This window comes from Arenimonas soli (assembly GCF_014643775.1).
In the GTDB taxonomy this organism is placed as follows: domain Bacteria; phylum Pseudomonadota; class Gammaproteobacteria; order Xanthomonadales; family Xanthomonadaceae; genus Arenimonas; species Arenimonas soli.
On the sequence record NZ_BMKC01000001.1, the window covers coordinates 1,084,079 to 1,107,859 of the forward strand.

Annotated in this window: 24 protein-coding genes; 18 read left to right on the forward strand and 6 right to left on the reverse strand. The window is 69.0% G+C overall.

All coding sequences use genetic code 11. The features are described 5' to 3' along the window. Positions 1 to 7 precede the first annotated feature (7 nt). Positions 8 to 898 carry an FKBP-type peptidyl-prolyl cis-trans isomerase gene (locus tag IEX13_RS05195; protein ID WP_188661954.1) on the forward strand — a complete coding sequence of 297 codons (891 nt, stop codon included), beginning with the start codon at positions 8 to 10 and terminating at the stop codon, positions 896 to 898. Here the strand turns inward: IEX13_RS05195 and IEX13_RS05200 are convergent. Continuing rightward, positions 861 to 2,141, reverse strand: a complete 1,281-nt coding sequence (locus IEX13_RS05200) for a TIGR03862 family flavoprotein (protein ID WP_188661956.1) — start codon at positions 2,139 to 2,141, stop codon at positions 861 to 863. The genes IEX13_RS05195 and IEX13_RS05200 overlap by 38 nt on opposite strands. A 43-nt stretch (positions 2,142 to 2,184) precedes the next feature. Here IEX13_RS05200 and IEX13_RS05205 point away from each other — a divergent pair, with 43 nt between their 5' ends. Next, the gene (locus IEX13_RS05205) at positions 2,185 to 2,670 is read left to right on the forward strand and encodes an NUDIX hydrolase (protein WP_188661958.1); all 486 of its coding nucleotides are present in this window, start codon (positions 2,185 to 2,187) and stop codon (positions 2,668 to 2,670) included. Positions 2,671 to 2,897: 227 nt separating this feature from the next. Next, positions 2,898 to 3,341: a PA2169 family four-helix-bundle protein gene (locus tag IEX13_RS05210; RefSeq protein ID WP_188661960.1), complete on the forward strand. Its 444-nt coding sequence runs from the start codon at positions 2,898 to 2,900 to the stop codon at positions 3,339 to 3,341. A 78-nt stretch (positions 3,342 to 3,419) separates the two neighbouring features. Here the strand turns inward: IEX13_RS05210 and IEX13_RS05215 are convergent, their stop codons facing one another. Continuing rightward, the gene (locus IEX13_RS05215) at positions 3,420 to 5,579 is read right to left on the reverse strand and encodes a M3 family metallopeptidase (protein ID WP_188661962.1); all 2,160 of its coding nucleotides are present in this window, start codon (positions 5,577 to 5,579) and stop codon (positions 3,420 to 3,422) included. 161 nt (positions 5,580 to 5,740) lie between these two features. On the opposite strand from IEX13_RS05215, the gene IEX13_RS05220 reads away from it, so the two are divergent. Continuing rightward, the gene (locus IEX13_RS05220) at positions 5,741 to 6,223 is read left to right on the forward strand and encodes a glutathione peroxidase (protein WP_188661963.1); all 483 of its coding nucleotides are present in this window, start codon (positions 5,741 to 5,743) and stop codon (positions 6,221 to 6,223) included. A gap of 9 nt (positions 6,224 to 6,232) precedes the next feature. Here IEX13_RS05220 and IEX13_RS05225 read toward each other — a convergent pair whose 3' ends face one another. Next, a complete protein-coding gene (locus tag IEX13_RS05225) occupies positions 6,233 to 7,009 on the reverse strand; it encodes a ferredoxin--NADP reductase (RefSeq protein WP_188661965.1) in 777 nt (258 codons plus the stop codon). Between the two features lie 176 nt (positions 7,010 to 7,185). Here IEX13_RS05225 and IEX13_RS05230 point away from each other — a divergent pair, with 176 nt between their 5' ends. The 5 genes from IEX13_RS05230 to IEX13_RS05250 all read left to right on the forward strand — a co-directional run bounded on the left by IEX13_RS05230 (position 7,186) and on the right by IEX13_RS05250 (position 11,061). Further along, the gene (locus IEX13_RS05230) at positions 7,186 to 7,395 is read left to right on the forward strand and encodes a cold-shock protein (RefSeq protein WP_034220063.1); all 210 of its coding nucleotides are present in this window, start codon (positions 7,186 to 7,188) and stop codon (positions 7,393 to 7,395) included. Positions 7,396 to 7,562: 167 nt separating this feature from the next. Beyond that, entirely contained in the window at positions 7,563 to 8,045 is a 483-nt protein-coding gene (gene slyD, locus IEX13_RS05235; protein ID WP_188661967.1) for a peptidylprolyl isomerase, read from the forward strand. A gap of 3 nt (positions 8,046 to 8,048) precedes the next feature. After that, positions 8,049 to 8,495, forward strand: a complete 447-nt coding sequence (locus IEX13_RS05240) for a CoA-binding protein (RefSeq protein ID WP_188661969.1) — start codon at positions 8,049 to 8,051, stop codon at positions 8,493 to 8,495. A 129-nt stretch (positions 8,496 to 8,624) separates the two neighbouring features. After that, a complete protein-coding gene (locus IEX13_RS05245) occupies positions 8,625 to 9,506 on the forward strand; it encodes an ABC transporter ATP-binding protein (RefSeq protein WP_188661971.1) in 882 nt (293 codons plus the stop codon). Position 9,507: 1 nt separating this feature from the next. Further along, the gene (locus tag IEX13_RS05250) at positions 9,508 to 11,061 is read left to right on the forward strand and encodes an ABC transporter permease (RefSeq protein ID WP_188661973.1); all 1,554 of its coding nucleotides are present in this window, start codon (positions 9,508 to 9,510) and stop codon (positions 11,059 to 11,061) included. On the opposite strand, the gene IEX13_RS05255 is transcribed toward IEX13_RS05250, so the two are convergent. Beyond that, positions 11,011 to 12,144, reverse strand: coding sequence for a sterol desaturase family protein (locus IEX13_RS05255; protein WP_188661975.1), 1,134 nt, complete (start codon positions 12,142 to 12,144; stop codon positions 11,011 to 11,013). The two genes, IEX13_RS05250 and IEX13_RS05255, sit on opposite strands and share 51 nt — an antisense overlap. An 83-nt stretch (positions 12,145 to 12,227) precedes the next feature. On the opposite strand from IEX13_RS05255, the gene IEX13_RS05260 reads away from it, so the two are divergent. The 7 genes from IEX13_RS05260 to IEX13_RS05290 all read left to right on the forward strand — a co-directional run bounded on the left by IEX13_RS05260 (position 12,228) and on the right by IEX13_RS05290 (position 18,725). Then, a complete protein-coding gene (locus tag IEX13_RS05260) occupies positions 12,228 to 12,617 on the forward strand; it encodes a hypothetical protein (RefSeq protein ID WP_188661976.1) in 390 nt (129 codons plus the stop codon). Between the two features lie 38 nt (positions 12,618 to 12,655). Next, on the forward strand, positions 12,656 to 14,554 hold the full coding sequence (locus IEX13_RS05265; protein WP_188661978.1) for an ATP-binding cassette domain-containing protein: 1,899 nt from the start codon (positions 12,656 to 12,658) through the stop codon (positions 14,552 to 14,554). Positions 14,555 to 14,625: 71 nt separating this feature from the next. Then, complete coding sequence (locus tag IEX13_RS05270) at positions 14,626 to 15,219, forward strand: hypothetical protein (RefSeq protein WP_188661979.1); 594 nt, start codon at positions 14,626 to 14,628, stop codon at positions 15,217 to 15,219. A gap of 85 nt (positions 15,220 to 15,304) precedes the next feature. Next, the gene (locus IEX13_RS05275) at positions 15,305 to 16,822 is read left to right on the forward strand and encodes a fumarate hydratase (RefSeq protein WP_188661980.1); all 1,518 of its coding nucleotides are present in this window, start codon (positions 15,305 to 15,307) and stop codon (positions 16,820 to 16,822) included. 265 nt (positions 16,823 to 17,087) lie between these two features. After that, complete coding sequence (locus IEX13_RS05280) at positions 17,088 to 17,297, forward strand: cold-shock protein (protein ID WP_188661981.1); 210 nt, start codon at positions 17,088 to 17,090, stop codon at positions 17,295 to 17,297. Between the two features lie 110 nt (positions 17,298 to 17,407). Then, complete coding sequence (locus IEX13_RS05285; protein WP_188661982.1) at positions 17,408 to 18,040, forward strand: glutathione S-transferase family protein; 633 nt, start codon at positions 17,408 to 17,410, stop codon at positions 18,038 to 18,040. 4 nt (positions 18,041 to 18,044) lie between these two features. Beyond that, positions 18,045 to 18,725 (forward strand): Rossmann-fold NAD(P)-binding domain-containing protein, encoded by a 681-nt coding sequence (locus IEX13_RS05290; protein WP_229668456.1) that lies wholly within the window; start codon positions 18,045 to 18,047, stop codon positions 18,723 to 18,725. A gap of 7 nt (positions 18,726 to 18,732) precedes the next feature. On the opposite strand, the gene IEX13_RS05295 is transcribed toward IEX13_RS05290, so the two are convergent. Continuing rightward, positions 18,733 to 19,866: a PQQ-dependent sugar dehydrogenase gene (locus IEX13_RS05295; RefSeq protein ID WP_188661983.1), complete on the reverse strand. Its 1,134-nt coding sequence runs from the start codon at positions 19,864 to 19,866 to the stop codon at positions 18,733 to 18,735. 24 nt (positions 19,867 to 19,890) lie between these two features. Next, positions 19,891 to 20,505 carry an arylesterase gene (locus tag IEX13_RS05300; RefSeq protein WP_188661984.1) on the reverse strand — a complete coding sequence of 205 codons (615 nt, stop codon included), beginning with the start codon at positions 20,503 to 20,505 and terminating at the stop codon, positions 19,891 to 19,893. Positions 20,506 to 20,587: 82 nt separating this feature from the next. Between IEX13_RS05300 and IEX13_RS05305 the strand changes: the two genes are divergently transcribed. Both IEX13_RS05305 and IEX13_RS05310 read left to right on the forward strand, forming a co-directional pair. After that, complete coding sequence (locus IEX13_RS05305; protein WP_188661986.1) at positions 20,588 to 21,286, forward strand: ABC transporter ATP-binding protein; 699 nt, start codon at positions 20,588 to 20,590, stop codon at positions 21,284 to 21,286. Continuing rightward, positions 21,283 to 23,778 (forward strand): ABC transporter permease, encoded by a 2,496-nt coding sequence (locus IEX13_RS05310; protein ID WP_188661988.1) that lies wholly within the window; start codon positions 21,283 to 21,285, stop codon positions 23,776 to 23,778. Before IEX13_RS05305 ends, IEX13_RS05310 begins: the two co-directional genes overlap by 4 nt. The last annotated feature ends 3 nt before the right edge of the window (positions 23,779 to 23,781 follow it).

Here is a 23,781-nt window from a genome sequence, read left to right on the forward strand (position 1 = left end):
GCATCGAATGATCCGCCCAGGTTTCCGCGTCTGGCTGCCCGCCGCCCTCGTGTTGATGCTGCTCTGCGCCGGCGCGGGCGCGCAGGTGGCGTCCCTGCCGGCGCCGGCCCCGCTCGATGCCCCGCCGCCGAAGGCCACGGGCACGGCCACGGGCATGGCCTACCTGGTGCTCAAGGCGGGACCCGATCCCTCGGCCTTCGTGCGCGAGCCGGTCATCGAGTACCGGCTCGACGGCTGGAGCGCCGACGGCGTGACGCGATTCAACTCCCGCGAGACGGGCACCACGACGGCACCGATTCGTGAGTTGGTGCGGTTCCAGCCGGGCCTGGCCCGCGCGCTGCTGACCACGCCCGTCGGCGAGACCCGCCGCTGGTGGCTGAGCAGCGCGGCGATGGCGCCGGGCTATCCCGGCATGCCCGCGCTCGCGCACGTCCTGGACGTCACCGTCGTCGGCGGCAGCGACCCGACCAAGGCGCCGCCGGACGTCGCCGCCGTGCCCGAAGAAGCCACTCGCACGCCCAGCGGCCTGGCCTACAAGGTGCTGGCCAGTGGCCCGGGCGGCGCGCGCCCGTCGCCGGGCGACATCGTGCTGGTGCACTACACCGGATGGACCCCCGATGGCCGCGTGTTCGACAGTTCGGTGACCCGCGGAAGCCGGGCCTCGCTGCCGCTCGATCGCGTGATCCCCGGCTGGCAGGAAGGCCTGCAGCTGATGGCGCGTGGCGACCGCTTCCGCTTCTGGGTTCCGGGTGCCCTGGCCTACGACCCTGCGCCCGTGCCCGGTGCGCCGCTGGGCATGCTTGTGTTCGACATCACGCTCTATGGCTTCGCCAGTCCGGCCCAGGCGCCGGACGGTGATGTCACGAAGGCGGACCCGGACGTGCTTCCGGAAGGCTAGGCGCGCCGTCGCGACGCAGCCAGCGCGCGGCGGCCGCACCGGCCAGCCGGCCGCTGGCGAAACACGCCGTGAGCAGGTAACCGCCCGTGGGGGCTTCCCAGTCGAGCATTTCGCCCGCGGCGAACAGACCCGGGTGGCCGGCGATCATCAGGCCCTCGTCCAGCGCCTCCAGCCGGATACCGCCGGCGCTGGAGATGGCTTCGGCCAGGGGGCGGGCCGCGCGCAGCCGCAGGGGCAGGGCCTTTATCGCCGCCGCCAGGGCCGCCGGGTCGCCATTGAGGACGTTGGCCGGCAGCACTTCGCGCAGCAGGCCGGCCTTCACGCCGCTGATGCCGGCGTGTCGGCGCAGGTGCTCGCTGAGGCTGCGGCCGCCGCGTGGTCGCGCCAGGTCGGCGGCCAGGCGCCCGGCTGCGCGTCCGGGCACCAGATCGGCCAGCAGCACCGCCTCGCCGTCGCGGGCGATGGTGTCGCGCAGTGCGGCCGACAGCGCGTAGACCAGGCTGCCTTCCAGGCCCGTGGCGGTGGCGACGCATTCGCCCTGGCGCCATTGCGGTGGGTCCTTGCCGGCCAGGGCAAGGCGCAGTGGTTTTATCGGGGCGCCGGCGAACCGCTGGGCGAAATGTTCGCTCCAGCCGACGTCGAAGCCGCAGTTGGCCGGCTGCAGCGGGGCGATGTCGACGCCGGCGTCGGCCAGGGGCTGGGTCCAGGCGCCGTCCGAACCGAGCTGCGGCCAGCTGCCACCGCCCATGGCCATCACCGTGGCGCCAGCCAGGAAGCGCTGTTGGCCATCGGGCGTCTGGAAACGGTGGGCGCCGGTCGGGTCCAGGCCCAGCCACCGGTGCTGGACGTGGAACCGCACGCCTTGTTCGCGCAGACGCCGCACCCAGCCGCGCAGCAGCGGGGCGGCCTTGAGGTCGGTGGGAAACACGCGTCCCGAGGAGCCCACGAACGTGTCCACGCCCAGTCCGGCGGCCCACTCCCGCAGTTGGTCCGGCCCGAAGTGCTGCAACCAGCGGGACACGTCGCCGCTGCGTTCGCCGAAGCGGCGACAGAACGGGCCGAAGGCTTCGCTGTGGGTGAGGTTCAGGCCGCCCTTGCCGGCGATCAGCACCTTGCGGCCGACCGAGCCTTTCGCATCGAACAGATCGACTTCGATACCCGCGGCGCGGGCGGTTTCGGCCGCCATGAGGCCGGCGGGCCCGCCGCCGATGACGGCCAGGCCGGGGAGGGGAGTCGGTGGCATGGGGCGATTATGCTTGCAGGTCCCCCGTCCTGCCGAGGTCCGCGTGCCCTACACCCCGATCGTCGCCACCCTGGGCTACGTACTGTCCGCCGATCGCGAGCGCTGCCTGATGGTCCACCGCAACGCCCGGCCCGGGGACAACCACCTGGGCAAGTACAACGGCCTGGGCGGCAAGCTCGAACCCAGCGAGGACGTGATGGCCGGCATGCGCCGGGAAATCCGCGAAGAGGCCGGCATCGAATGCCTGTCCCTGCGCCTGCGCGGCACGATCAGCTGGCCGGGCTTCGGCAAGCACGGCGAAGACTGGCTGGGTTTCATTTTCCTGGTCGAGGGCTTCAGCGGCGAACCGCCGGCCCACAACGCCGAGGGCGACCTGCACTGGGTGCCGCTGGACCAGCTGGCCGGGTTGCCGCTGTGGGAGGGCGACCGGCATTTCCTGCCCCTGGTTTTCGACGATGATCCACGGCCGTTCCACGGGGTGATGCCCTACCGGAATGGTCAAATGCTGTCCTGGGCCTATTCGCGTTAGAAAATCGGCTAACATGCAGCCAACGTCGGCAAACGGGACCTTGAACGGTCTTTGCATGCCCTTCGGCCTGTGGATAACCTAATTTTTACGCCTCGTCGCGTATCCTTGCCGGGCTACCGCAAGAGCTTTCCTTCGCGATCGCCGGGTCCCGGTTCCGGGACGCACCGCTGCCTGGTTTGGGCCGCGGCACGATCGCGCTGTCCTTCCATCACGCCAAGGAGCGACGCATGACCGACACCACCAGCAGCATTTCCGACCTGATCGAGATCAGCGAGGATGGCACCGCGTTCTACGAAGAAGCGGCGCAGAAGGTGAAAGACAAAAAGGTCAGCACGCTGTTCGCCCGCCTGGCCAAGGCCAAGTCCGAACTGGCGGCGGAACTCTCCGGCGAGGTCAAGCCGGCGCCCAAGTCCAAGAAGCCCGCGAAGAAGCCGGTCAGCAGCCTGGTCGAGCTGAGCAAGGTCTACGCCGGCATGCGCAAGCAGTGGCCCGAATCCCCGGTCGAACGCTTCACCCGCATGGCCGAGATCGAAGGCCAGTTCCAGACCACCTTCCAGAAGGTCGTCCTGGACCGCGACCACAGCTTCGTGGTGCGCGTGCTGGCCAAGCAGTACGTGTCCAAGGCGGAAGTCCTGAACAAGGAACTGCGCGCCTGCCAGCGCAACGCCTGATCCACGCGCAACGCAACCGCACAACAAAAAAACCGCCCGGAGCGATCCGGGCGGTTTCTTTTTGTCCGGTGCCGCTACTTATTCGGCGTCGGGCTTGGCTTCCAGGCCACGGCGCTTGAGCAGGGGACCGACTTCCGGGTCGCGGCCGCGGAAGTCGCGGAAGATCTGCATGGCGTCGGCGCTGCCGCCGCGCGAAAGCAGGGTCTTGCGGAAGTGGTCACCGTTCTCGCGGCTCAGGCCGCCGTTTTCCTTGAACCATTCCACCGACTCGGCGTCCAGCACTTCCGACCACAGGTAGGCGTAATAACCCGCCGAGTAGCCGCCCATGATGTGCGAGAAGTAGGCGCTGCGGTAACGCGGCGGGACCGGTGCGTAGTCCAGGCCGGCGGCGTCGAGCGCCTTGGCTTCGAAGGCCAGGGTGTCGGTGGCGACGTTGCCGGCGGTCTGCTGGTGGATGGCCTGGTCGAGCATGGCCGCGGCCAGGTATTCGGTGGTCGCATGGCCCTGGCCGTACTGTTCGGCGGCCAGCACCTTGTCCAGCAGTTCCTGCGGGATCGGTTCGCCGGTTTCATGGTGCTTGGCGTAGTTGGCCAGGATGGACGGCCAGGTCGCCCACATCTCGTTGACCTGCGACGGGTATTCGACGAAGTCGCGCGGCACCGAGGTGCCGGCGAACTGCGGGTACTCCACGTCCGAGAACAGGCCGTGCAGGGCATGGCCGAACTCATGGAACATGGTGGTGACTTCGTCGAAGCTCATCAGGGTCGGCTGGCCGTCGGCCGGCTTGGGGATGTTCTGGTGGTTGGCGACCACCGGCTGGGTGCCGGTCAGGCCGTTCTGCGGCACGTAGGCATTCATCCAGGCGCCGCCGCGCTTGCTCGGGCGGGCATAGAAGTCGCCGTAGAACAGGCCCAGCTTGCTGCCGTCGGCCTCGAAGACCTCCCAGACGCGCACGTCGGGGTGGTAGACCGGGATGTCCTTGCGCTCCTTGAAGCTCAGGCCGTAGAGCTGGCTGGCCGCGTAGAACACGCCCTTCTCGAGCACGTTGTTGATCTCGAAGTAGGGCTTGAGCTGCGCTTCGTCGAAGGCGTACTTCTGCTGGCGCACCTTGTCGGCGTAGAAGGCCCAGTCGGCGGCCTCGAGCTGGAAGTCGCCGCCTTCGGCATCGATGATCGCCTGCATCTCGGCCGCTTCCCTGCGGGCGTTGGCGACGGCGGCCGGGGCCAGGTCGGACATCAGCTTGTTCACCGCCGCGACGGTGCCGGCGGTTTCGTCCTCGAGCACGTACTGGGCGTGGGTGTCGTAGCCGAGCAGCTTGGCGCGTTCGGCGCGCAGGGTGGCGACGCGGGCGACGATGCCGGTGTTGTCCCATTCGTTGCCGCGGGTGCCGCGCACCAGCGAGGCGGCCATGATCTTCTTGCGCAGGTCGCGATTGGTGAGGCTGGTCAGCGGCGGCTGCCCGGAGGTGTTCTGCAGGGCGATGAGGTACTTGCCCTCGTGGCCGGCTTCCTTGGCAGAAGCGGCGGCGGCGGTGATCGCCTGGTCGGACAGGCCGTCGAGCAGGGCCACGTCGTCCACCAGCACGGCCGAGTCGTTCACTTCCTTGAGCACGTTCTGGCTGAAGGTGGTGGCCAGGCTGGCCAGCTCGGAGTTCATCGCCTTCAGGGTTTCCTTGTCGGCGTCGGACAGATTGGCGCCGGCACGGATGAAGTCGGTGTGGTAACGCTCGAGCAGGCGCTTGGATTCGTCGTCCAGGCCCAGCGAATCACGCTGGTCGTAGAGCGACTTGATGCGGGCGAACAGCTTACCGTCGAGCACGATCGCGTCCTGGTGGGCGGCGAACTTCGGCGCCAGCGTGGCCTGCACCTTCTGGATCTCGGGGTTGGTGTGGGCGCCGGCCAGGTTGCCGAACACCGCGCCGGCGCGGTTGAGCAGGGCGCCGGTCTTTTCCATCGCGACGATGGTGTTCACGAAGCTCGGCGCATCCGGGTTGTTGGCGATCGCCGCGACTTCGGCGCGCTGCTCGGCCATGCCGCGCTCGAGCGCCGGCTGGTAGTGCTCGTCCTTGATCAGGTCGAAGCGCGGCGCCTGGTAGGGCAGGTTGCTGACCACGAAGAAAGGATTGCCCGATACCGGCTCGACGGCGGAGTCGGCGGCCTGTTCGGCCTGGGCAAGCACCAGGCCCGGGGTGGCGGCGGCCAGGGCGGCAGCAAGTGCGAGGGAAAGCTTGTGGTTCATCGGGAATCCTTGCGTGGCGGTAGACCATCGAGACTACCGCATGGCTCCTGAAGCCGACCGTGACGAAAGGCATGGCGCGGGCCGGTCTCGTAAAGGCCGCGTGAAAACCGCGCAGCGCCGCCTGCCTTGCGCTAGGCTGATCGCCCCGCCAGGAGACCGCCATGACCAGTGCTTTCGACTTCTCCGCCCAGGCCATCGACGGCAGCCCGCAGTCACTGGACGCCTACCGCGGCAAGGTGCTGCTGGTGGTCAACACGGCCAGCAAGTGCGGGTTCACGCCCCAGTACGAAGGCCTGGAACAGCTGTGGCGCGACTACAAGGACCGCGACCTGGTGGTGCTGGGTTTTCCCTGCGACCAGTTCGGCCACCAGGAGCCGGGCGACGCCGAGGAAATCCGCAGCTTCTGTTCGCTCACCTACGACGTCAGCTTCCCGATGTTCGACAAGGTCCAGGTCAACGGCGCGGCCGCGCATCCGCTGTGGAAGTGGCTCAAGTCGGAAAAGGCCGGCCTGCTTGGCCTGGAAGGCATCAAGTGGAACTTCACCAAGTTCCTGGTCGGCCGCGACGGGCAGGTGATCAAACGCTACGCGCCGACCGACAAGCCCGAATCGATGCGCAAGGACATCGAGAAGGCCCTGGGCTGAGCCTGGCGGCTACTTCTCGACGAAAGCCCGCTCGAACACGTACTGGCCCGGCGTGCCGATGCGCGGCGCGGCGCTGAAGCCGCGGCCGTCGAGCAGGGCGCGGAAGTCGGCCAGCATCTGCGGACTGCCGCAGATCATGGCGCGGTCCTTGTCCGGGTCCAGGGCGTCCAGGCCCAGGTCGCGCATCATCTGGCCCGATTCCATCAGGCTGGTCAGGCGGCCGGCGTGGCGGAAGGGCTCGCGGCTGACGGCCGGGTAATACAGCAGCTTCTCGCTGATCACCTCGCCCAGGTATTCGTGGCGGGGCAGTTCGCGGGTGATGTAGTCGTGGTAGGCCAGGTCGGCGATGTTGCGCACGCCGTGGGTCAGAATCACCCGGTCGAAGCGTTCGTAGGTCTCGGGGTCCTTCACCACCCCCAGGAAGGGCGCCAGGCCGGTGCCGGTGCCCAGAAGGTAAAGGTTCCGGCCCGGATGCAGGTCGGAAATGAGCAGGGTGCCGGTGGGCTTGCGGCTGACCAGCAGGTCGTCGCCGGGCTGGATGTGCTGCAGCCGGGAGGTGAGCGGGCCGTCGGGCACCTTGATCGAAAAGAACTCCAGGTGCTCTTCCCAGTTGGCGCTGGCGATCGAATAGGCCCGCATAAGCGGCCGGCCGTTGACCTCCAGCCCGATCATCACGAACTGGCCGTTGTCAAAGCGCAGCCCGTCGTCGCGGGTGGTGGTGAAGCTGAAGTAGGCGTCGGTCCAGTGCCGTACGGACAGGACCCGCTCGGTGGCGAAGGCGGACATGGCTGACCCAGGGAAGGCTTTTCAGGGGGGATCGGCGGCCGGCGGGCGGCGATCCGTTAACCCGCCATTCTAAAGCATTCGCTTTCCCGGCCGTAAGCGCGTATGTTCAGCAAACTACGGTTGCCCGGTATGGCCGATCGTGGGTACCCAACCTTAATTGTTACAAGGAATGAGATATGTCTGACCGTCAGACCGGCACCGTGAAGTGGTTCAACGACGCCAAGGGCTTTGGCTTTATCACCCCCGAAAGTGGCGAGGACGTGTTCGTCCACTTCCGCTCTATCCAGGGCACCGGCTTCAAGTCCCTGCAGGAAGGCCAGAAGGTCTCCTTCAAGGTCGTGAAGGGCCAGAAGGGCATGCAGGCGGACGAAGTGCAGCCGGAATAAGGCGCCTTCCCGCGTAAACCCGGGGCCCCGGTCGGAAACGACCGGGGCCCCGCGTTTTAGGGGTCGCCGGTTTGCGCCCATCGGGCGCATCGCCTAGCCTATGCCCCCTTCATTCCCCCACGCCGCCTGGTTTCCCGGCCGGCCCGATTCCCCAAGGATTTCCAACCATGCAGATCGCCGAGCGCACCGTCGCCACTTTCCACTACACGCTGACCGACGATGCCGGCAAGGTGATTGATTCTTCGTCCGGCGCCCAGCCGCTGGCCTACCTGCACGGCGCCGGCAACATCGTGCCGGGCCTGGAAAAGGCCCTGGAAGGCCGCAGCGCCGGCGACAAGTTCGACGTCGTGGTCAGCCCCGAAGAAGGCTACGGCAGCCCCAACGAAATGCTGGTCCAGACCGTGCCGCGCGAGGCCTTCCAGGGCGTCGACGACATCGAGGTCGGCATGCACTTCCAGGCCCAGACCCCGCAGGGCGCCATCTCGGTCGTCATTTCCAAGATCGAAGACGGCATGGTCACCGTCGACGGCAACCATCCGCTGGCCGGCCAGAGCCTGCACTTCGCGGTCGAGGTGATGGACGTGCGCGACGCCAGCGTCGAAGAGCTGGCGCATGGCCACGTGCATGGCGCCGGCGGCCACGAGCACTAAGCCATGGCGACCCCGGGCCGATTGATCGACGACGACGACGGCCTGCGGGCGCTGCTGGGCCGGGTACGGCGAATCGCCGTGCTCGGCATCAAGACCGAGTCACAGCGTGGCCAGCCGGCCATCGACGTGCCGCGCTACCTGGAACGGGTCGGTTACGACATCGTGCCGGTGCCGGTGTATTACCCCGAGGTCGAGCGGATCCTGGGCCAGCCGGTGTTCCGGCGGCTGCAGGACATCCCGGGCGGCGTGGACCTGGTGAACGTCTTTCGTCGCCCGAAGGACCTGGCGCCGCACCTGGACGACATCCTGGCCAAGCGGCCGGCGGCCGTCTGGCTGCAGCTGGGCATCCGCGACGACGCCTTCGCTGCCGCCCTGGTGGCCCAGGGCATCGACGTGGTGCAGGACCGCTGCATCCTGGTCGACCACCGCCGCCTGCTGGCGGCGGAGTGATCCCCGCCTAAAGTCACCCTGCGCTCCGGCACGCGTGCCGGACCCGCGCCCTGCCGCAATCTCCTGCCAAGGCCGGGCGGCCACGACCGCCCCGCCAAATTTCCATCTTTTCCTGGCGTGGGTAGGACAATGCACTGCGAATTGCGCGTCGAAGGCGTGGGTTACCGTTATCCGAACGGCCATGAGGCGCTGGCCGGCGTCGACCTGGCCCTGGGGCCGGGCATCCTGGGCCTGCTGGGCCCCAATGGCGCCGGCAAATCCACCCTGATGCGCATCCTGGCGACGCTGTCGCGGCCCGGCAGCGGCAGGGTCACCTGGAACGGCACCGACATCGCCCGCCAGCCCGACGCCCTGCGCGCCGAACTGGGTTACCTGCCGCAGGATTTCGGCGTCTATCCGGCGCTGAGCGCCCGCGAATTCCTGGCCTACCTGGCTGCGGTGAAGGGCCTGCCCCTGAAGCGGGCCCGCGATCGCGTCGACGAATGCCTGGCCCTGGTCGGCCTCTCGGAGGCGGCCGACCGGCGCCTGGGCGGTTTTTCCGGCGGCATGCGCCAGCGCGTGGGCATCGCCCAGGCCCTGCTCAACGATCCGCGCCTGCTGATCGTGGACGAACCCACGGTCGGCCTGGACCCGGAGGAACGCCTGCGCTTCCGCCACCTGATCACCGACCTGGCCGGCCAGCGCCTGGTGATCCTGTCCACGCACATCGTGTCCGACATCGAGGCCAGCGCGACCTCGCTGGCGGTGATGGCGCGCGGAAAGCGGCTTTTCCACGGCGAACCCGAGCAGCTGATGGCCCAGGCCAGCGGCCATGCCTGGGAATGGACCGTGCCCGAGTCCGAACTGGCCGACGCGCGTGCTCGTTTCGCCATCAGCAGTTCGCTGCGCCGTGCCGACGGCATCCGTCTGCGCCTGGTGTCGGAACAATCGCCGGGGCAGGGGGCGACGGTCGTCGAGCCCGACCTCGAGGATGCCTACCTGTGGCTGCTCGAGCGCCATGGCGCGCGCTGACATGGACGCGCTCAGACGCTTCGCCGCGATCGTGCACGCCGACTTCCGGGAGCGCAGCCGGAGCACGCGCTTCTGGGTGGTGCTGTGCGGCGTCGGCATCGCGACCTGGTGGCTGTTCCCGACCGCGGACGCCGGTTATGTCACGGTGGGCGTCGGCGGCGCGCGTGGCCTGTACTCCAGCGCCTGGGTCGGCATGGTGCTCGGCCTGCTTTACGCCAGCACCCTGTCGCTGTTCGGTTTCTACATCGTGCGTGGCACCCTGGCGCGCGACTTCGAGACCCGGGTCTGGCAGCTGCTGGTGGCGACGCCAATGACGCGGCCGGGCTACCTGCTGGCGAAGTGGACCAGCCACATGCTGGTGTTCGCATTGCTGGTCGCGGTGGGCCTGGGCATCGGCCTGGTGGCCCAGTGGCACCACGCCGAGGCAAGCGGCATCGACCTGTGGCAGCTGCTGCTGCCGTCCCTGGTGTTTGCCATGCCGGCGCTGGCCGTCGCGGCGTTTTTCGCGGTGCTGTTCGACCTGCTGCCCTGGCTGCGTCGAACCGGCGGCAACGTGCTGTATTTTTTCCTCTGGATCTTCGTTTTCATCAGCCTGGCCCAGTTTTTCGACCCCGAAAAATCCGCCTGGGCGGCCTCCACCTGGCTCAGCGAACCTTCGGGCATCTCGCTGGCGATGCGCGACATCCAGGCCTGGCTGGCGCAGACCCAGCCCGAACGCGCCCTGTCCGGATTCAGCATCGGCATGAGCGTCATGGAAGGCGGCATCGAGACCTTTGCCTGGAACGCCTGGGAACCCCGCGCCATCGACCTGCTTGGCAGGGCGCTTTGGCTGGCAGCCGCGGCCGGCGGCGTTCTGGCGCTGGCCCCGGCGCTGGACTGGGCCGCGGCGCGCACCGAAGCGCGGGCAGGTGGGCGCAGCGAACGGGCGGGCCTGCGCCTGCGCTGGCTGGACTGGCTGCTGCGTCCGTTCGAACTGTTTCCCGCCGGCCGACTGGCGGCCGCCGAAGTGCGCCTGGTGCTTCGCCAGCGCCGGATCACCTGGTGGCTGGCCTTGCTGGTGTTGTTGGCCGTGCAGGCCTTCGCGGCGCCCAAGGGCATGGCGGTCGCGGCGATCCTGGCCTGGCTGCTGTGCGTCGATGTCTTCGCCCGCGCCGCGCTGCGTGAACGCGACACCGGCACCGCCAGCCTGGTTTTCAGCGCCGCGGGCGCGGGGCGGCGCATCCTGGTGGCCCGGCTCGGCCTTGCGCTGGGACTGGCCTGGGCGGTGGTGCTGCCGGCACTGCTGCGCAGCCTGGGCACGGACCCGGGCCCGCTGCCGCTGCTGGCCACCGGCGCCAGCGTGGCCGTGGCCGGCCTGGCCCTGGGCGCGGGCTGCCGCAACCCCCGGCCCTTCGAGCTGGCGATGGTTTTCCTGGCCTACATCGGCATCCAGGGCGACCCCCTCCTGAACACGCTGGCCGATCCGGCGGCCAACCTGGCGCGCCACGCCTGGCTGCTGCCGGCCTCAGCGCTGCTGCTGCTGGTCGCCTGGTTCCTGGGCCTGCGCCGCCGCTGATCCGCGCCGCGGCAGGAAAGGCGCCAGGTGCTGGCGCCAGATCCCGGTTGGCACGCTTCCGGCCTCCATCACGCCGTACTCCTCGGGCCAACTGCCGTCGCGGGGGAGCCGGAACGTGCCCATCAGCATGTCCACCAGGGGCAGGTGGATGGCGTAGTTCGCGTCCACGTAGTCGGCGCGCCGGGCGTGGTGCCAATGATGGTAGCGGGGCAGCACCAGCACGTATTCGAGCCAGCCGAAACGCAGGCCCAGGTTGGCGTGCGCGACCACCGCCTGCAGCCCCACGAGGATGACGTAGGCATTGATCGCGGCAGGCGCGAAGCCCAGCAGCACCAGCGGCAACAGCACCATCGCCCGGGTCAGCAGGATCTCGACCAGGTGCATGCGCGAGCCGGCCAGCCAGTCCAGGTGCCGGCTGGAGTGATGCACGGCGTGGAATCGCCAGAGCGGCCCCCAGCGATGGTAGCCACGATGCAGCAGGGCCTGGGCGAGGTCGGCGCAGAAGACCGCCAGCAGGAACTGCACCCACAGCGGCAGCGACTGGATCGCCGCCTGCAGCGGCGGAAACGCCGCCAGCGAAGCGACGCCGGCGGTCCAGGCGGTGACGGCGATCAGGATGAACTGGATGCCGACATGGCCGACGAAGAAGTAGGCCAGGTCGGTCCGCCACTCCGGGCGCAGCGGCGACTGCGGGATCCGGCCCAGCAGGCGTTCGATGGGCACGAAGACCAGGGCCGAAAAGAACAGCGACACCACGAACCAGTCCAGTCCCAGCGACCAGGGACTGTCGCCGATGTCGGTGAAGCCCACGCGGGCGCCGCCACCCAGCACCGCCAGCGTGGCCGCGCCGACGCCCACCAGGGCGACGCGCCGGTCGCGGCCGCGCAGTATGGCCAGGGTGCCCAGCGCGAACGCGGCGACCAGCCCGACCAGGAGCAGGCCTCGCGCGAAGCCTTCGGTATAGACCTGCCGGAACTCCCGGCTGGTGAGCAGCGCGGGAAAGTGGAAACACAGCACGCCCAGCAGGCTCGAAAGCCCGAGCAGGGCGGCGATGTGGGCGGTCCATGAACGGGGGGCGGCCATGTCGGCCACCATAACCACCCGGCGCCCGGACGCAAGCGGGGACGAGAGGCTAGAATGCGCGTCCCCCCGATGCCTGATGTCCCGTGAAACCACTGCCTCCCGATATACGGCTCGTGTTCGAAGACCGCGCCGACTACCTCTACGCCGCCGTTACCGGTCCCCGCGACAGCCTTGAAATCTCCATGGCCTACTGGCGCCAGATCGCCGCCGAATGCGAACGCCGAAACACCCGCAAGCTGATGGTCGTCGAGAACCTCGGCGACTACGAGGGCGAGCGCGACATGGCCCGGACCGTGGACTACCTGTTCGAACTGGGCATGGACAAGCTGCAGGTCGCCTTCGTGGTCGGTCGCATCGAGCTGGTGGCCCACATGGAGCACGGCGAGATCCTGGCCCTTGAGCGCGGCGCCCGGGGCCGGGTGTTCGGCTCGGCCTCGGTGGCCGAACGCTGGCTGCGCCACGGCGCGGCCTGAATCCACGCGGCGCCCGCCGCCCGCGATAGAATTGGCCCATGTCCCTGATAACCCTGCAAGGCGTCGACTACGGCGTCGGTGGCCCGCTGCTGCTTGAAGCCGTCGACCTGGCGATCGAGCCCAACGAGCGCGTTTGCATCGTCGGCCGCAATGGCGCCGGCAAATCCACCCTGCTGCGCCTGCTGGCGGGCGACATCGTGCCCGACGACGGCGTGCTGCGCCGGGAAGGCCGGGTTGCCGGCCTGGCCCAGGAGGTGCCGCAGGGCCTGGCGGGCAGCGTCTTCGACGTGGTCGCCCTGGGCCTGGGCGAGGTCGGCGCCGACCTGGCCCGCTACCACCACATGCTTCACGACGGCGACGACATCGACATGACCGAGCTGGGCAACGTGCAGGCGCGCATCGACGCCGGCAACGGCTGGCAGATCGAACAGCGCGTCGAACAGGTCATCAGCAAGCTCGACCTGCCCGAAGACGCCGAGTTCTCCGCGCTCTCGGGCGGCATGAAGCGCCGCGTGCTGCTGGCCCAGGCCCTGGTGGCGGCACCCGACCTGCTTTTGCTCGACGAACCCACCAACCACCTGGACATCGAGTCCATCGCCTGGCTCGAGGAGTTCCTGAAGAACTTCGGCGGCTCCGTGGTCTTCGTCACCCATGACCGCCAGTTCCTGCGCAACCTGGCCACCCGCATCATCGAGATCGACCGCGGCCAGGTCAGCAGCTGGCCGGGTGACTACGACAATTTCCTGCGCCGCCGCGAAGAACGCCTGCACGCCGAAGCCCAGGCCAATGCGCTGTTCGACAAGAAGCTGGCGCAGGAGGAAATCTGGATCCGCCAGGGCATCAAGGCCCGGCGCACCCGCAACGAAGGCCGCGTCACCGCGCTCAAGAAGATGCGCAGCGAGCGCGCCGAGCGCCGCGAGCAGCAAGGCAACGTCAAGCTGGCCGCCGCCGGCGCCGAGAAGTCGGGCAAGCGGGTATTCGAAGCCAAACACGTCGATTTCGCTTTTGGCGACCGGGTGCTGGTGCGCGACTTCAGCACCGTCATCCAGCGCGGCGACAAGGTCGGCCTGATCGGCCCCAATGGGTCGGGCAAGACCACGCTGCTCAAGCTGCTGCTGGGCCAGCTGCAGCCCGATGCCGGCGAGATCCGCATCGGCACCAACCTCGAGGTCGCCTTCTTCGACCAGCTGCGCGGCGCCCTGCGCGAGGACTGGAACGCGCTCGACAACGTCTCCGAAGGCCGCGAGTTCATCGAGATCAATGGCGCCCGCAAGCACGTAATGGGCTACCTGCAGGATTTCCTGTTCAGCCCCGACCGGGCGCTGGCGCCAATCACCAAACTCTCCGGCGGCGAACGCAATCGCCTGCTGCTGGCCAAGCTCTTCGCCAAGCCCTCCAACCTGCTGGTGATGGACGAACCCACCAACGACCTGGACGTGGAAACGCTGGAGCTGCTCGAGGAACTGCTGGCCGACTACCCGGGCACGCTGATCCTAGTCTCGCACGACCGCGCCTTCATCGACAACGTCGTCACCAGCTCGCTGGTGATGGAGGGCAGGGGCCGCGTGGGGGAATACGTGGGCGGGTATTCCGACTGGCTGCGCCAGCGTCCCATCGCCGACCGCATCGCCGCCGCCGCGGCCCAGTCCGCGCCGAAGCTGACCCCGCAGGTGGCGCCCCTGCCCAAGGCAGCGCCACCGCCCGCCGCCCCGGCGCCCGCCAAACGCAAACTTTCGTTCAAGGAGCAGCGCGAGCTCGACGACCTGCCGGCGCGCATCGAAGCCCTGGACGGACATATCGCGGCCCTGACGGCCCAGATCCAGGATCCGGCCTTCTACCGCCAGCCCGCCGACGAGGTCACCGCCACCAACGCCCGCCTGGCCGCCCTGCAGGCCGAGCTGGAACAGGCCTACGCCCGCTGGAACGAGCTGGAATAGCGGCGCCGGATTAGACTGCGGGGACGGCGCCCGCCGGGCGGCCGCCGCCCACCACCACCAGGAGTCGACGCATGTCTGTACTGCGCACGCTGCAAACCATTGTGTTGGGCCTCAGCCTGCTGGCACCGGCAGCCCTGGCCAAGTCCGAGGTCGAAATCGAGGCCTCCTCGGCCACCAACCCGGCGCCGCTCGAAGCCTTCGGCGCGTTTACGCGCGTCGAGGTCGACAAGATCGCGATGGACGCTCCCTGGGCCGGACAGAAGGCCAACGAGGCTGCGCGGGACAACCTGCAGGCCAACCTCGACGAACGACTCGGGCCGTGGGTCGAGCAGTTCAATGCGGCATCGGCGCCCACGGCCGATCCCCGGGTCCTGCGCATCGAACCCTACGTGGCGGGGATCCGCTACATCAGCGGCGGCAAGCGCGTGTTCGCCGGCGCGTTCGCCGGGAAGTCGCGGGTGCTGCTCAAGCTGCGGATCGTGGACGCGGCCACCGGCGCGGTCATCGCCGAACCCGAGTTCTACCAGCACGCCGCGGGCATGGCGGGTGCCTACAGCTTCGGTGGTGCCGACAAGGCCATGCTCGCACGCGTTGCAACCCTCGCGGCGGACTACCTGCGTGCCAACCAGGCGGCCGCCGTCGGCGGACCGACCGGCGCCCAATAGCGGGGCGAACCGGGCCGCGCCGCAGGGGCGCGGCCCGGACACCCTGGGGTAAAATGCGCGCTTCTTCGCCAGCCCCGTGCCCGCCGTGAGCCAGATCAAGCAGGAAGACTTCATCCAGTCCGTCGCCGACGCGCTGCAGTACATTTCCTACTACCACCCGGTCGACTACATCCGGAACCTGGCTGCGGCCTACGAGCGCGAGCAGTCCCCGGCGGCCAAGGATGCGATCGCCCAGATCCTGATCAACTCGCGCCTGTGCGCCGAGGGCCACCGACCGATCTGCCAGGACACCGGCATCGTCACGGTGTTCCTGGAAATCGGCATGCAGGTGCAGTGGCCCGACGCCACCATGGGCATCGAGGACATGGTCAATGAAGGCGTGCGCCGGGCCTACAACCACCCCGACAACAAGCTGCGCGCCAGCGTCCTGGCCGACCCCGCCGGCAAGCGCACCAACACCCGGGACAACACCCCGGCCGTCGTGAACATGAAGCTCGTGCCCGGGGGCGTGGTGGACGTGATCGTCGCGGCCAAGGGCGGCGGCAGCGAGGCCAAGTCCAAGTTCGCCATGCTCAACCCTTCCGATTCGATCGTGGACTGGGTCCTGAAGACCGTGCCGACGATGGGCGCCGGCTGGTGCCCGCCGGGCATGCTGGGCATCGGCATCGGCGGCACCGCCGAAAAGGCGATGCTGATGGCCAAGGAATCGCTGATGGAGCCGATCGACATCACCGACCTGCAGGCCCGTGGCCCGGCCAACCGCGCCGAAGAACTGCGGCTCGAGCTGTACGAAAAGGTCAATGCGCTGGGTATCGGCGCCCAGGGCCTCGGCGGCCTGACCACGGTGCTCGACATCAAGGTCAAGGACTGCCCGACCCACGCCGCCAACCTGCCGGTGGCGATGATCCCCAACTGCGCCGCCACCCGCCACGCCCATTTCACCCTGGACGGCAGCGGTCCGGTGCAGCTCGACCCGCCTTCGCTGGACGACTGGCCGAAGCTGACCTACGACGCCTCCAAGGGCCGGCGCGTGGACCTGGACACGGTCACCCGCGACGAGGTCGCCAGCTGGAAACCAGGCGAAGTGCTGCTGCTCAACGGCAAGCTGCTCACCGGCCGCGATGCCGCGCACAAGCGAATGGTCGACATGCTCAACAAGGGCGAGCCGCTGCCGGTCGACCTGAGGGGTCGTTTCATCTATTACGTCGGCCCGGTCGATCCGGTGCGCGACGAAGTGGTGGGCCCGGCCGGCCCGACCACCGCCACGCGCATGGACAAGTTCACCGAGCAGGTGTTGGCACAAACCGGCCTGATGGGCATGGTCGGCAAGGCCGAGCGCGGCCCGGCCGCCATCGAGGCCATCCGCAAGCACCGCTCGGCCTACCTGATGGCCGTGGGCGGGGCTGCCTACCTGGTGTCCAAGGCGATCAAGGCCTCCCGGGTGGTGGGCTTCGCCGACCTGGGCATGGAGGCCATCTACGAATTCGAGGTCCGGGACATGCCGGTCACCGTGGCCGTGGACGCCCAGGGCGAGTCGGTGCACCGCACCGGACCCCGGGAATGGCAGGCGCGCATCGGCAAGATCCCGGTCGCCGTCGAGTGACCTTCCCGTGGCGGCCAACCTGAACCACGGGTGCGCCGCGGGGGCGCAAATCGCCCCAAGGCACCGAAATCGTTGGCTTTCCTGGCTGGAAAGGTGTAGGGTGCGCCCGACTGTGTTTGCGAAGGGTCACTGTGAATCGTGGCCTGATGCGGTAGATCCAGAAAGATCCGCTACATCTTTTCACCTCGCTTCTCCTTGCAACCCCAGTCGCGCGGCGGGATGTCCCCGTCAGCGATATCCATTTAATTGTTCCAAGGAGTTAGCAATGTCGGATCGTCAGATCGGTACCGTAAAGTGGTTCAACGATGCCAAGGGCTTCGGCTTCATCAGCCGCGAGAACGGCGAGGACGTGTTCGTCCATTTCCGTTCCATCCAGGGCACCGGCTTCAAGTCGCTGCAGGAAGGCCAGCAGGTCTCCTTCAAGCTCGTCAAGGGCCAGAAGGGCATGCAGGCTGACGAAGTGCAGCCGATGTAATTGAAGTCCCCACGGACTTTTGCGAAGCCCCGGGTGGCGACACCCGGGGCTTTTCTTTTGCGTCGGTGCCCGTCGTATGCTTGCCGCTGACCCCCCGTTTGGATGGACGCATGTACACGTTGTACTACGCCCCCGGCACCGCCAGTCTCGTCGTGCATTGGCTGCTTATCGAAATCGGCGCCCGCCACGAACTGCGCAAGCTCGACCTGGCGGCGCGCGAGCACAAGCGCCCCGAGTACCTGGCGCTCAATCCCGCTGGCCGCGTGCCCACCCTGCTGATCCACGGCGAGCCCATGACCGAAGCGGCGGCCATGGTGATGCACTTGGCCGATGCCCATCCGAACTTCGGACTGGCGCCGCCCCCGGGAACGGTCGAACGGGCGCGCTACTACCAGTGGATCGTATTCCTGGCCAATACGCTGCAGCCGGCTTTCCGCCACTTCTATTACCCGGAAGAGGCCGCGGGCCCCGAGCATGCCGATGCCGTGCGAACCCACGCCGCCAGAACCATCGACGCGGCCTGGGACCAGGTCGAAGCGCACCTGGTGCGACGTGGCCCCTACCTGCTGGGCCCCTCGGTCAGCGCCGCCGATTTCCTGCTGACCATGCTGATGCGCTGGTCGCGCAACCTGCCGCGCCCGGCCACCGATTGCCCGCAGCTTGGCGCGCTGGCGCAGCGCATGAAGGCGCGTCCGGGCTTCCGCCTGCTCTACGAACGCGAAGGCCTGCAGGAGTGGGCCTGAGCCCGTGAACCCGCGCCCGGCGGTGCTGCTGGCCGGGGCGACCGGGCTGGTGGGCGGCCTGGCGCTGCAGCGCTGGCTGGCGAAGGCCGACGGCCCGCTGCTGCTGGCACCCGTGCGCCGGTCCCCTGGAGTCACCCATCCGCGCCTGCTGGCCTTGCCCGGCGGCTGGGACGAAACATCGATCCGAACGGCGCTGGAAAGCCATGGCGCCAGCCTGGACGCCTACGCCTGTTGCCTGGGCACCACGATCCGCAAGGCGGGTTCGCGCGAGGCTTTCCTCGAAGTCGACCGCGACCTGGTGCTGGCCCTTGGCGGACTTGCCCATCGCCTGGGCGCGCGCCAGGCGCTGCTGGTGTCGTCGGTGGGGGCCAGCGCCCAGTCCGGCAATTTCTACCTGCGGGTGAAGGGCGAGGCCGAGCGGGGCCTGTGCGCACTGGGCTTCGAGCGCGTGGACTGCCTGCGCCCGGGCCTGCTGCTGGGCGAGCGCGGCGAGCGCCGGCCGGCCGAAGCGATGGGCCAGCGCCTGGCGCCTGTGGCCAACCTGTTGGCGCTGGGGCCGCTGCGCCGCTACCGGGCGATCGCCGCGGACGAGGTCGCGGCCGCGCTGGTGAACCTGTGCGGCCGCGCCGGCGAGGGCCGCCACGTCCACGAACACGACGCGATCAAGGCCCTGGCGGGCAGATAGCCCAGGTCTATTCGGTCTTCAGGCCGACGCGCAGGATGTCGCCGTCGGCGTCGTCGGTGAGCAGGTAGAGGTAACCGTCCGGGCCCTGGCGTACGTCGCGGATGCGTTCGCCCAGGTCCACCAGCAGCGGTTCTTCGGTGACCACCTTGTCGCCGTCGAGTTCCAGCCGCACCACGCGCTGGAAGGCGAGGGCGCCGACGAACAGGTTTCCCTGCCAGGCCGGGAAACGATCGGCCGTGTAAAAGGCCAGGCCGCTGGGCGCAATGGACGGCGTCCAGTGGTGGATGGGCTGTTCCATACCCTCCATTTCCTGCTTGCCCGAACCGATCGGGGCGCCGCTGTAGTTCACGCCCAGGGTGATCACCGGCCAGCCGTAGTTCTTGCCGGGTTCGGGGATGTTGAGCTCGTCGCCGCCGCGGGCGCCGTGTTCGGTCTGCCAGAGTTTGCCGGTGCCCGGATGCAGCGCCGCGCCCTGCACGTTGCGGTGCCCGTAGGACCAGATCGCCGGGTTGGCGTCGTCGCGGCCGACGTAGGGATTGTCGGCGGGGATCGAACCGTCCTTGTTGATGCGGAATATCTTGCCCTGGCCCTTGTCCAGCAGCTGCGGGTTGTCCCAGTTGCCGCGGTCGCCGCTGGTCACGTACAGGCGGCCTTCGCGGTCGAAGACCAGGCGCGAGCCGAAGTGCTGGCCGGCATCGAGCTTGGGCGCCTGGCGGAAGATGATTTCCACGTCTTCGAGTGCGTTGCCGGCCAGCTTGCCGCGGCCGACCGAGGTGCCCGCGCCGCCTTCACCGGGCTCGGAAAAACTGAAGTACACCCAGGGCGTACTGGCGAAATCCGGGTCGATGGCCACGTCGAGCAGGCCGCCCTGGCCGCGCGACCAGACCTCGGGAATTCCTGCCAGGGGCTCGGACAGGTCGCCATCGGCCTCAACGATGCGCAGCCGGCCCGGGCGTTCGGTGACCAGCATGCGGCCGTCGGGCAGGAAAGCCAGGCCCCAGGGATGTTCAAGCCCCGAAGCCACGGTGCTGACTTCGACCTGGCCGTGCTCACTGGCGAAGCTGCGTCCGGCGGGTTCGCCGTCCTTGGCGGTGCAGGCGCCGACCGAAAGCATCAGGGCGAGGGCGAGGGGCGTCTTCATGCGCGGGCTCCTTGGGATGTGGGTTCAGTCGAGCAGCGGCACCAGGGCCGGCCAGACATGGTCGCGCAGCTTGGGCTGGGCGTCGGCGACCGGGTGCAGGTTGTCGGCCTGGAAGGCCTCGCGGTCCGTGGCGATGGGCTCAAGAAGGAAGGGTAGCAGGGCGACCCCGTGTTCTTCGGCCAGCGCGGTGTAGTTGCGCTCGAAGCCCCGGGTGTAGTCGGGGCCGTAATTGGGCGGGATGCGCATGCCCAGCAGCAGCACCTGTGCGCCGGCGGTCTTGGCGGCGGTGACCATGCGCTCGAGGTTTGCGCGGGTCTGGTCCAGGTCGAGGCCGCGAAGGCCATCGTTGGCGCCCAGTTCGATCACCACCACGTCGGGCTGGTGGCGCTTGAGCTCGCCGGCGATGCGGCTGGCACCGCCAGCCGTGGTTTCGCCGCTGATGCTGGCATTGGCTACGCGCCAGCCCGGCTCTTCGGCACGCAGGCGCTCGGCCAGCAGCGCCACCCAGCCTTGTTCGGGAGCCAGCCCGTAGGCGGCCGACAGCGAATCGCCCATCACCAGCACGGTGCGCTCGGCGGCGAGGGCCGGCGACGCCGCCGCCAGCCACAGCAGCGCCAGCAGCGCCAGCAGCGCGGCCATGACTGAGCGTTGAACCCCGCGGGTGCAAGCTCCATATACTGACCCGAGACGCTTCATCACCTTTTATCCTCACGAGTGACTTATGGCCGACAGCCGCGGAACGCCCGACACCCGAACCTCGCTGCAGGTTGAAAACCTCGGCAAGCGGGTGCCCCTGCCCTCCGGGGACCTGACCATCCTTGATGGGGTCGGTTTTACCATTCAACAGGGTGAAGCGGTCGCGATTGTCGGTGCCTCCGGTTCAGGCAAGAGCACGCTTTTGTCGCTGATGGCGGGCCTGGACACCCCCAGCGTCGGCGAGGTCCGGCTCGACGGCAGCGCGCTGTCGGGCCTGGACGAGGATGGCCGGGCGAAGATCCGCGGCGAAAAGGTCGGCTTCGTTTTCCAGAGTTTCCAGCTGCTGCCGTCGCTGACGGCGCTGGAGAACGTGATGCTGCCGCTGGAACTGCGCGGCGACGCCGACGCCGAAGGGCCCGCGCGCTCGATGCTGGGGCAGGTGGGCCTGGCCGAACGCCTCGGCCATTACCCGCGCCAGCTCTCGGGCGGTGAACAGCAGCGCGTCGCCCTGGCCCGGGCCTTCGTCACGCGGCCGGCGGTGCTGTTCGCCGACGAACCCACCGGCAACCTCGACACCCGCACCGGCCAGGCCATAATCGAGCTGCTGTTCCGCATGAACCGCGAGTCCGGCACCACCTTGGTGCTCGTGACCCACGACGAAGCCCTGGCCGCGCGCTGCGGCCGCCAGCTGCGGCTCGATTCGGGCCGGCTGGTGGCGGCGTGATCTCGCCGGCACTGGCCCTGCGCCAGCTGCGCCGCGACCTGGCCTCGGGCGACGTACGCATCCTGCTGGCCGCGCTGGTGCTGGCGGTGACGGCCGTGTGCGCGGTGGGATTCATCACCGACCGCGCCGAACGGGCCCTGGCCCAGGAAGCCAACCGCCTGCTGGGCGGCGACGTGGTGGTGCGCGCCGATTCGCCGATCGAAGAGCCGCTGCGCAGCCTCGCCGCGGCCCCCGGCCTGGCCAGCACCGAAACCTGGTCCTTCCCGAGCATGGTGCGCGTGGGTGATTCACTGCGCCTGGGCGATCTCAAGGCCATGGCCGAAGGCTTTCCGCTGCGCGGTCAGTTCATCGTGCTTGAAAGCGCCGGCGGCCCGGAGTCCGTGGCGCCCGGTATTCCCGCGCCCGGCACGATCTGGATGAGCCGCGCCGGCGCCGACGCCCTGGATGCCCGCATCGGCGACAGCGTCGGCATCGGCAGCAGCCAGCTGCGCCTGGCGGCGCTGGTGGTGCAGGAGCCCGACGCCGCGCTCGACTATTTCAATACCGCGCCGCGCGTTTTCCTCAACCTGGCCGACCTGCCGGCCACCGACCTAGTGCAGCCGGGCAGCCGCATTTCCTATCGCCTGGTGGTGGCGGGTGATGCGTCCTCGGTGGAACGTTTCACGACGGTCGCCGGCGAAAACCTCGGTCGCGGGCAGCGCCTGGAAACCGCCGCCGAGGCGCGGCCCGAAATCCGCCGGGCCCTCGACCGCGCCGACCGGTTCCTTGGACTGGCCGCCCTGGTTTCCGTGGTGCTGGCCGCGGTCGCCGTGGCCATGGCCGCGCGCCGGCACAGTGCCCGCCACCTGCAGGGCGCCGCGGTGATGCGCTGCCTGGGGGCCAGCCAGGCCACCCTGGTCGGCATCCACGTGGGCGAACTGGTTTTGCTGGGCTTGCTGGGCAGCCTGCTGGGCGTGGTGCTGGCCTACGGGCTGCAATGGGGCGTGGCCGGCTGGTTGGCCAGTGCGCTGAAGCTGGACCTGCCGGCGGCCGGCCTGCGTCCCGCACTGGAAGGCCTGGGCGTGGGCATGACCGTGCTGCTGGCCTTCGCGGTGCCACCGGTGCTGGCGCTGCGCCGCGTGCCGGCCCTGCGCGTGCTGCGCCGCGACCTCGACCCCACCGAACCCGCCGCCTGGGTGGTGGGCGTGGCCGGCCTGGCTGGCCTGGCCGCCCTGCTGTGGTGGAAGGCCGGCTCGGCGACGCTGGGCACGGCCATGCTGGTTGGCATCGTGGTGACGGTAGGCGTGCTGGCGTTGCTGGCCTGGGGCCTGATCCTGCTGATGCGCCGGCTGCGCACCCGCCTGCGCGGACCACTGCGCTATGGCCTGGCCAACGTCAGCCGGCGCGCCGGCGCGTCCATCGCGCAAGTCTCGGCCCTGGGCCTGGGCCTGATGGCGCTGTTGCTGCTCACCTTCGTGCGCACCGACCTGCTCGACCGCTGGCGCAATGCGATGCCTGCCGATGCGCCAAACCGTTTCATCGTCAACGTCCAGCCCGACCAGGTGCAGCCGGTGCGCGACTTCCTCGCCGCGCAGGGCGTGGCCGAACCCGAGCTCTACCCGATGATCCGCGCCCGCCTGGTCGAAGTGAACGGCGAAGTGGCCACCGGCGACAGCTTCCCCGAAGGCAGCCGCGGGCGGCGCATGGCCGAGCGCGAGTTCAACCTCTCCAGTGCCGACGGACTGCGCGCCGACAACCAGGTGACTTCGGGACGGTTCTGGACCGGCGTGCCGGCGCAAACCGAGCTGTCGGTCGAGGAGGAGTTCGCCGAATCGATGGGCTGGACCGTTGGCGACCAGGTCACTTTCGACGTGGCCGGCTCGCGCTACGCCGGCCGCATCACCAGCCTGCGCAAGGTGGACTGGGAGAGTTTCCGGCCGAACTTCTTCGTGATCGGCTCGCCCGGTTCGCTTGATGAATTTTCCGGCAGCCACATCACCGCGGTGAAAGTGCCGGAAGGGCGCCCGCGCTTCACGGCCGAGCTGGTGTCTGCCTTCCCCAACCTGTCGGTGATCGACATCGATGCGGTGCTCGACCAGGTGCGCGGCACGGTCGAGCAGGTCAGCCTGGTAGTCGAAGCCGTCTTCGGGTTCTCGCTGCTGGCCGGGCTGCTGGTGCTGCTGGCGGCGGTCAGCGCCAGCCAGGACGAGCGATTGCTGGAGGGCGGTGTCATGCGCGTGCTCGGCGGCAGCGGCCGCCAACTGCGCCTGGCACAGGCATCCGAGTTCGCGGCGATCGGCCTGCTGTCGGGCGTGGTCGCGGCCATCGCCGCCTCGGTGCTGGCCGGCGTGATCGCCAAGGAAGTCTTCGACCTGCCCTGGCAAACCGATTGGGGCCTGGCCGCCAGCGGTGCGCTGGCCGGCACCGTGGCCGCCCTGCTGGCGGGCATGTGGGCGACCCGGCGCATCGTCCGGGTGCCGCCGTCGGTGACGCTGCGCGAGCTCGACGCCTGAGGT

Bases quoted from the DNA above. Each gene is read 5' to 3' on its own strand.
- IEX13_RS05195 (WP_188661954.1), top strand. From the start codon at position 8: ATGATCCGCCCAGGTTTCCGCGTCTGGCTGCCCGCCGCCCTCGTGTTG.
- IEX13_RS05200 (WP_188661956.1), bottom strand. From the start codon at position 2,141: ATGCCACCGACTCCCCTCCCCGGCCTGGCCGTCATCGGCGGCGGGCCC.
- IEX13_RS05210 (WP_188661960.1), top strand. From the start codon at position 2,898: ATGACCGACACCACCAGCAGCATTTCCGACCTGATCGAGATCAGCGAG.
- IEX13_RS05215 (WP_188661962.1), bottom strand. From the start codon at position 5,579: ATGAACCACAAGCTTTCCCTCGCACTTGCTGCCGCCCTGGCCGCCGCC.
- IEX13_RS05220 (WP_188661963.1), top strand. From the start codon at position 5,741: ATGACCAGTGCTTTCGACTTCTCCGCCCAGGCCATCGACGGCAGCCCG.
- IEX13_RS05225 (WP_188661965.1), bottom strand. From the start codon at position 7,009: ATGTCCGCCTTCGCCACCGAGCGGGTCCTGTCCGTACGGCACTGGACC.
- IEX13_RS05230 (WP_034220063.1), top strand. From the start codon at position 7,186: ATGTCTGACCGTCAGACCGGCACCGTGAAGTGGTTCAACGACGCCAAG.
- slyD (WP_188661967.1), top strand. From the start codon at position 7,563: ATGCAGATCGCCGAGCGCACCGTCGCCACTTTCCACTACACGCTGACC.
- IEX13_RS05240 (WP_188661969.1), top strand. From the start codon at position 8,049: ATGGCGACCCCGGGCCGATTGATCGACGACGACGACGGCCTGCGGGCG.
- IEX13_RS05245 (WP_188661971.1), top strand. From the start codon at position 8,625: ATGCACTGCGAATTGCGCGTCGAAGGCGTGGGTTACCGTTATCCGAAC.
- IEX13_RS05250 (WP_188661973.1), top strand. From the start codon at position 9,508: ATGGACGCGCTCAGACGCTTCGCCGCGATCGTGCACGCCGACTTCCGG.
- IEX13_RS05255 (WP_188661975.1), bottom strand. From the start codon at position 12,144: ATGGCCGCCCCCCGTTCATGGACCGCCCACATCGCCGCCCTGCTCGGG.
- IEX13_RS05265 (WP_188661978.1), top strand. From the start codon at position 12,656: ATGTCCCTGATAACCCTGCAAGGCGTCGACTACGGCGTCGGTGGCCCG.
- IEX13_RS05270 (WP_188661979.1), top strand. From the start codon at position 14,626: ATGTCTGTACTGCGCACGCTGCAAACCATTGTGTTGGGCCTCAGCCTG.
- IEX13_RS05280 (WP_188661981.1), top strand. From the start codon at position 17,088: ATGTCGGATCGTCAGATCGGTACCGTAAAGTGGTTCAACGATGCCAAG.
- IEX13_RS05285 (WP_188661982.1), top strand. From the start codon at position 17,408: ATGTACACGTTGTACTACGCCCCCGGCACCGCCAGTCTCGTCGTGCAT.
- IEX13_RS05295 (WP_188661983.1), bottom strand. From the start codon at position 19,866: ATGAAGACGCCCCTCGCCCTCGCCCTGATGCTTTCGGTCGGCGCCTGC.
- IEX13_RS05300 (WP_188661984.1), bottom strand. From the start codon at position 20,505: ATGGCCGCGCTGCTGGCGCTGCTGGCGCTGCTGTGGCTGGCGGCGGCG.
- IEX13_RS05305 (WP_188661986.1), top strand. From the start codon at position 20,588: ATGGCCGACAGCCGCGGAACGCCCGACACCCGAACCTCGCTGCAGGTT.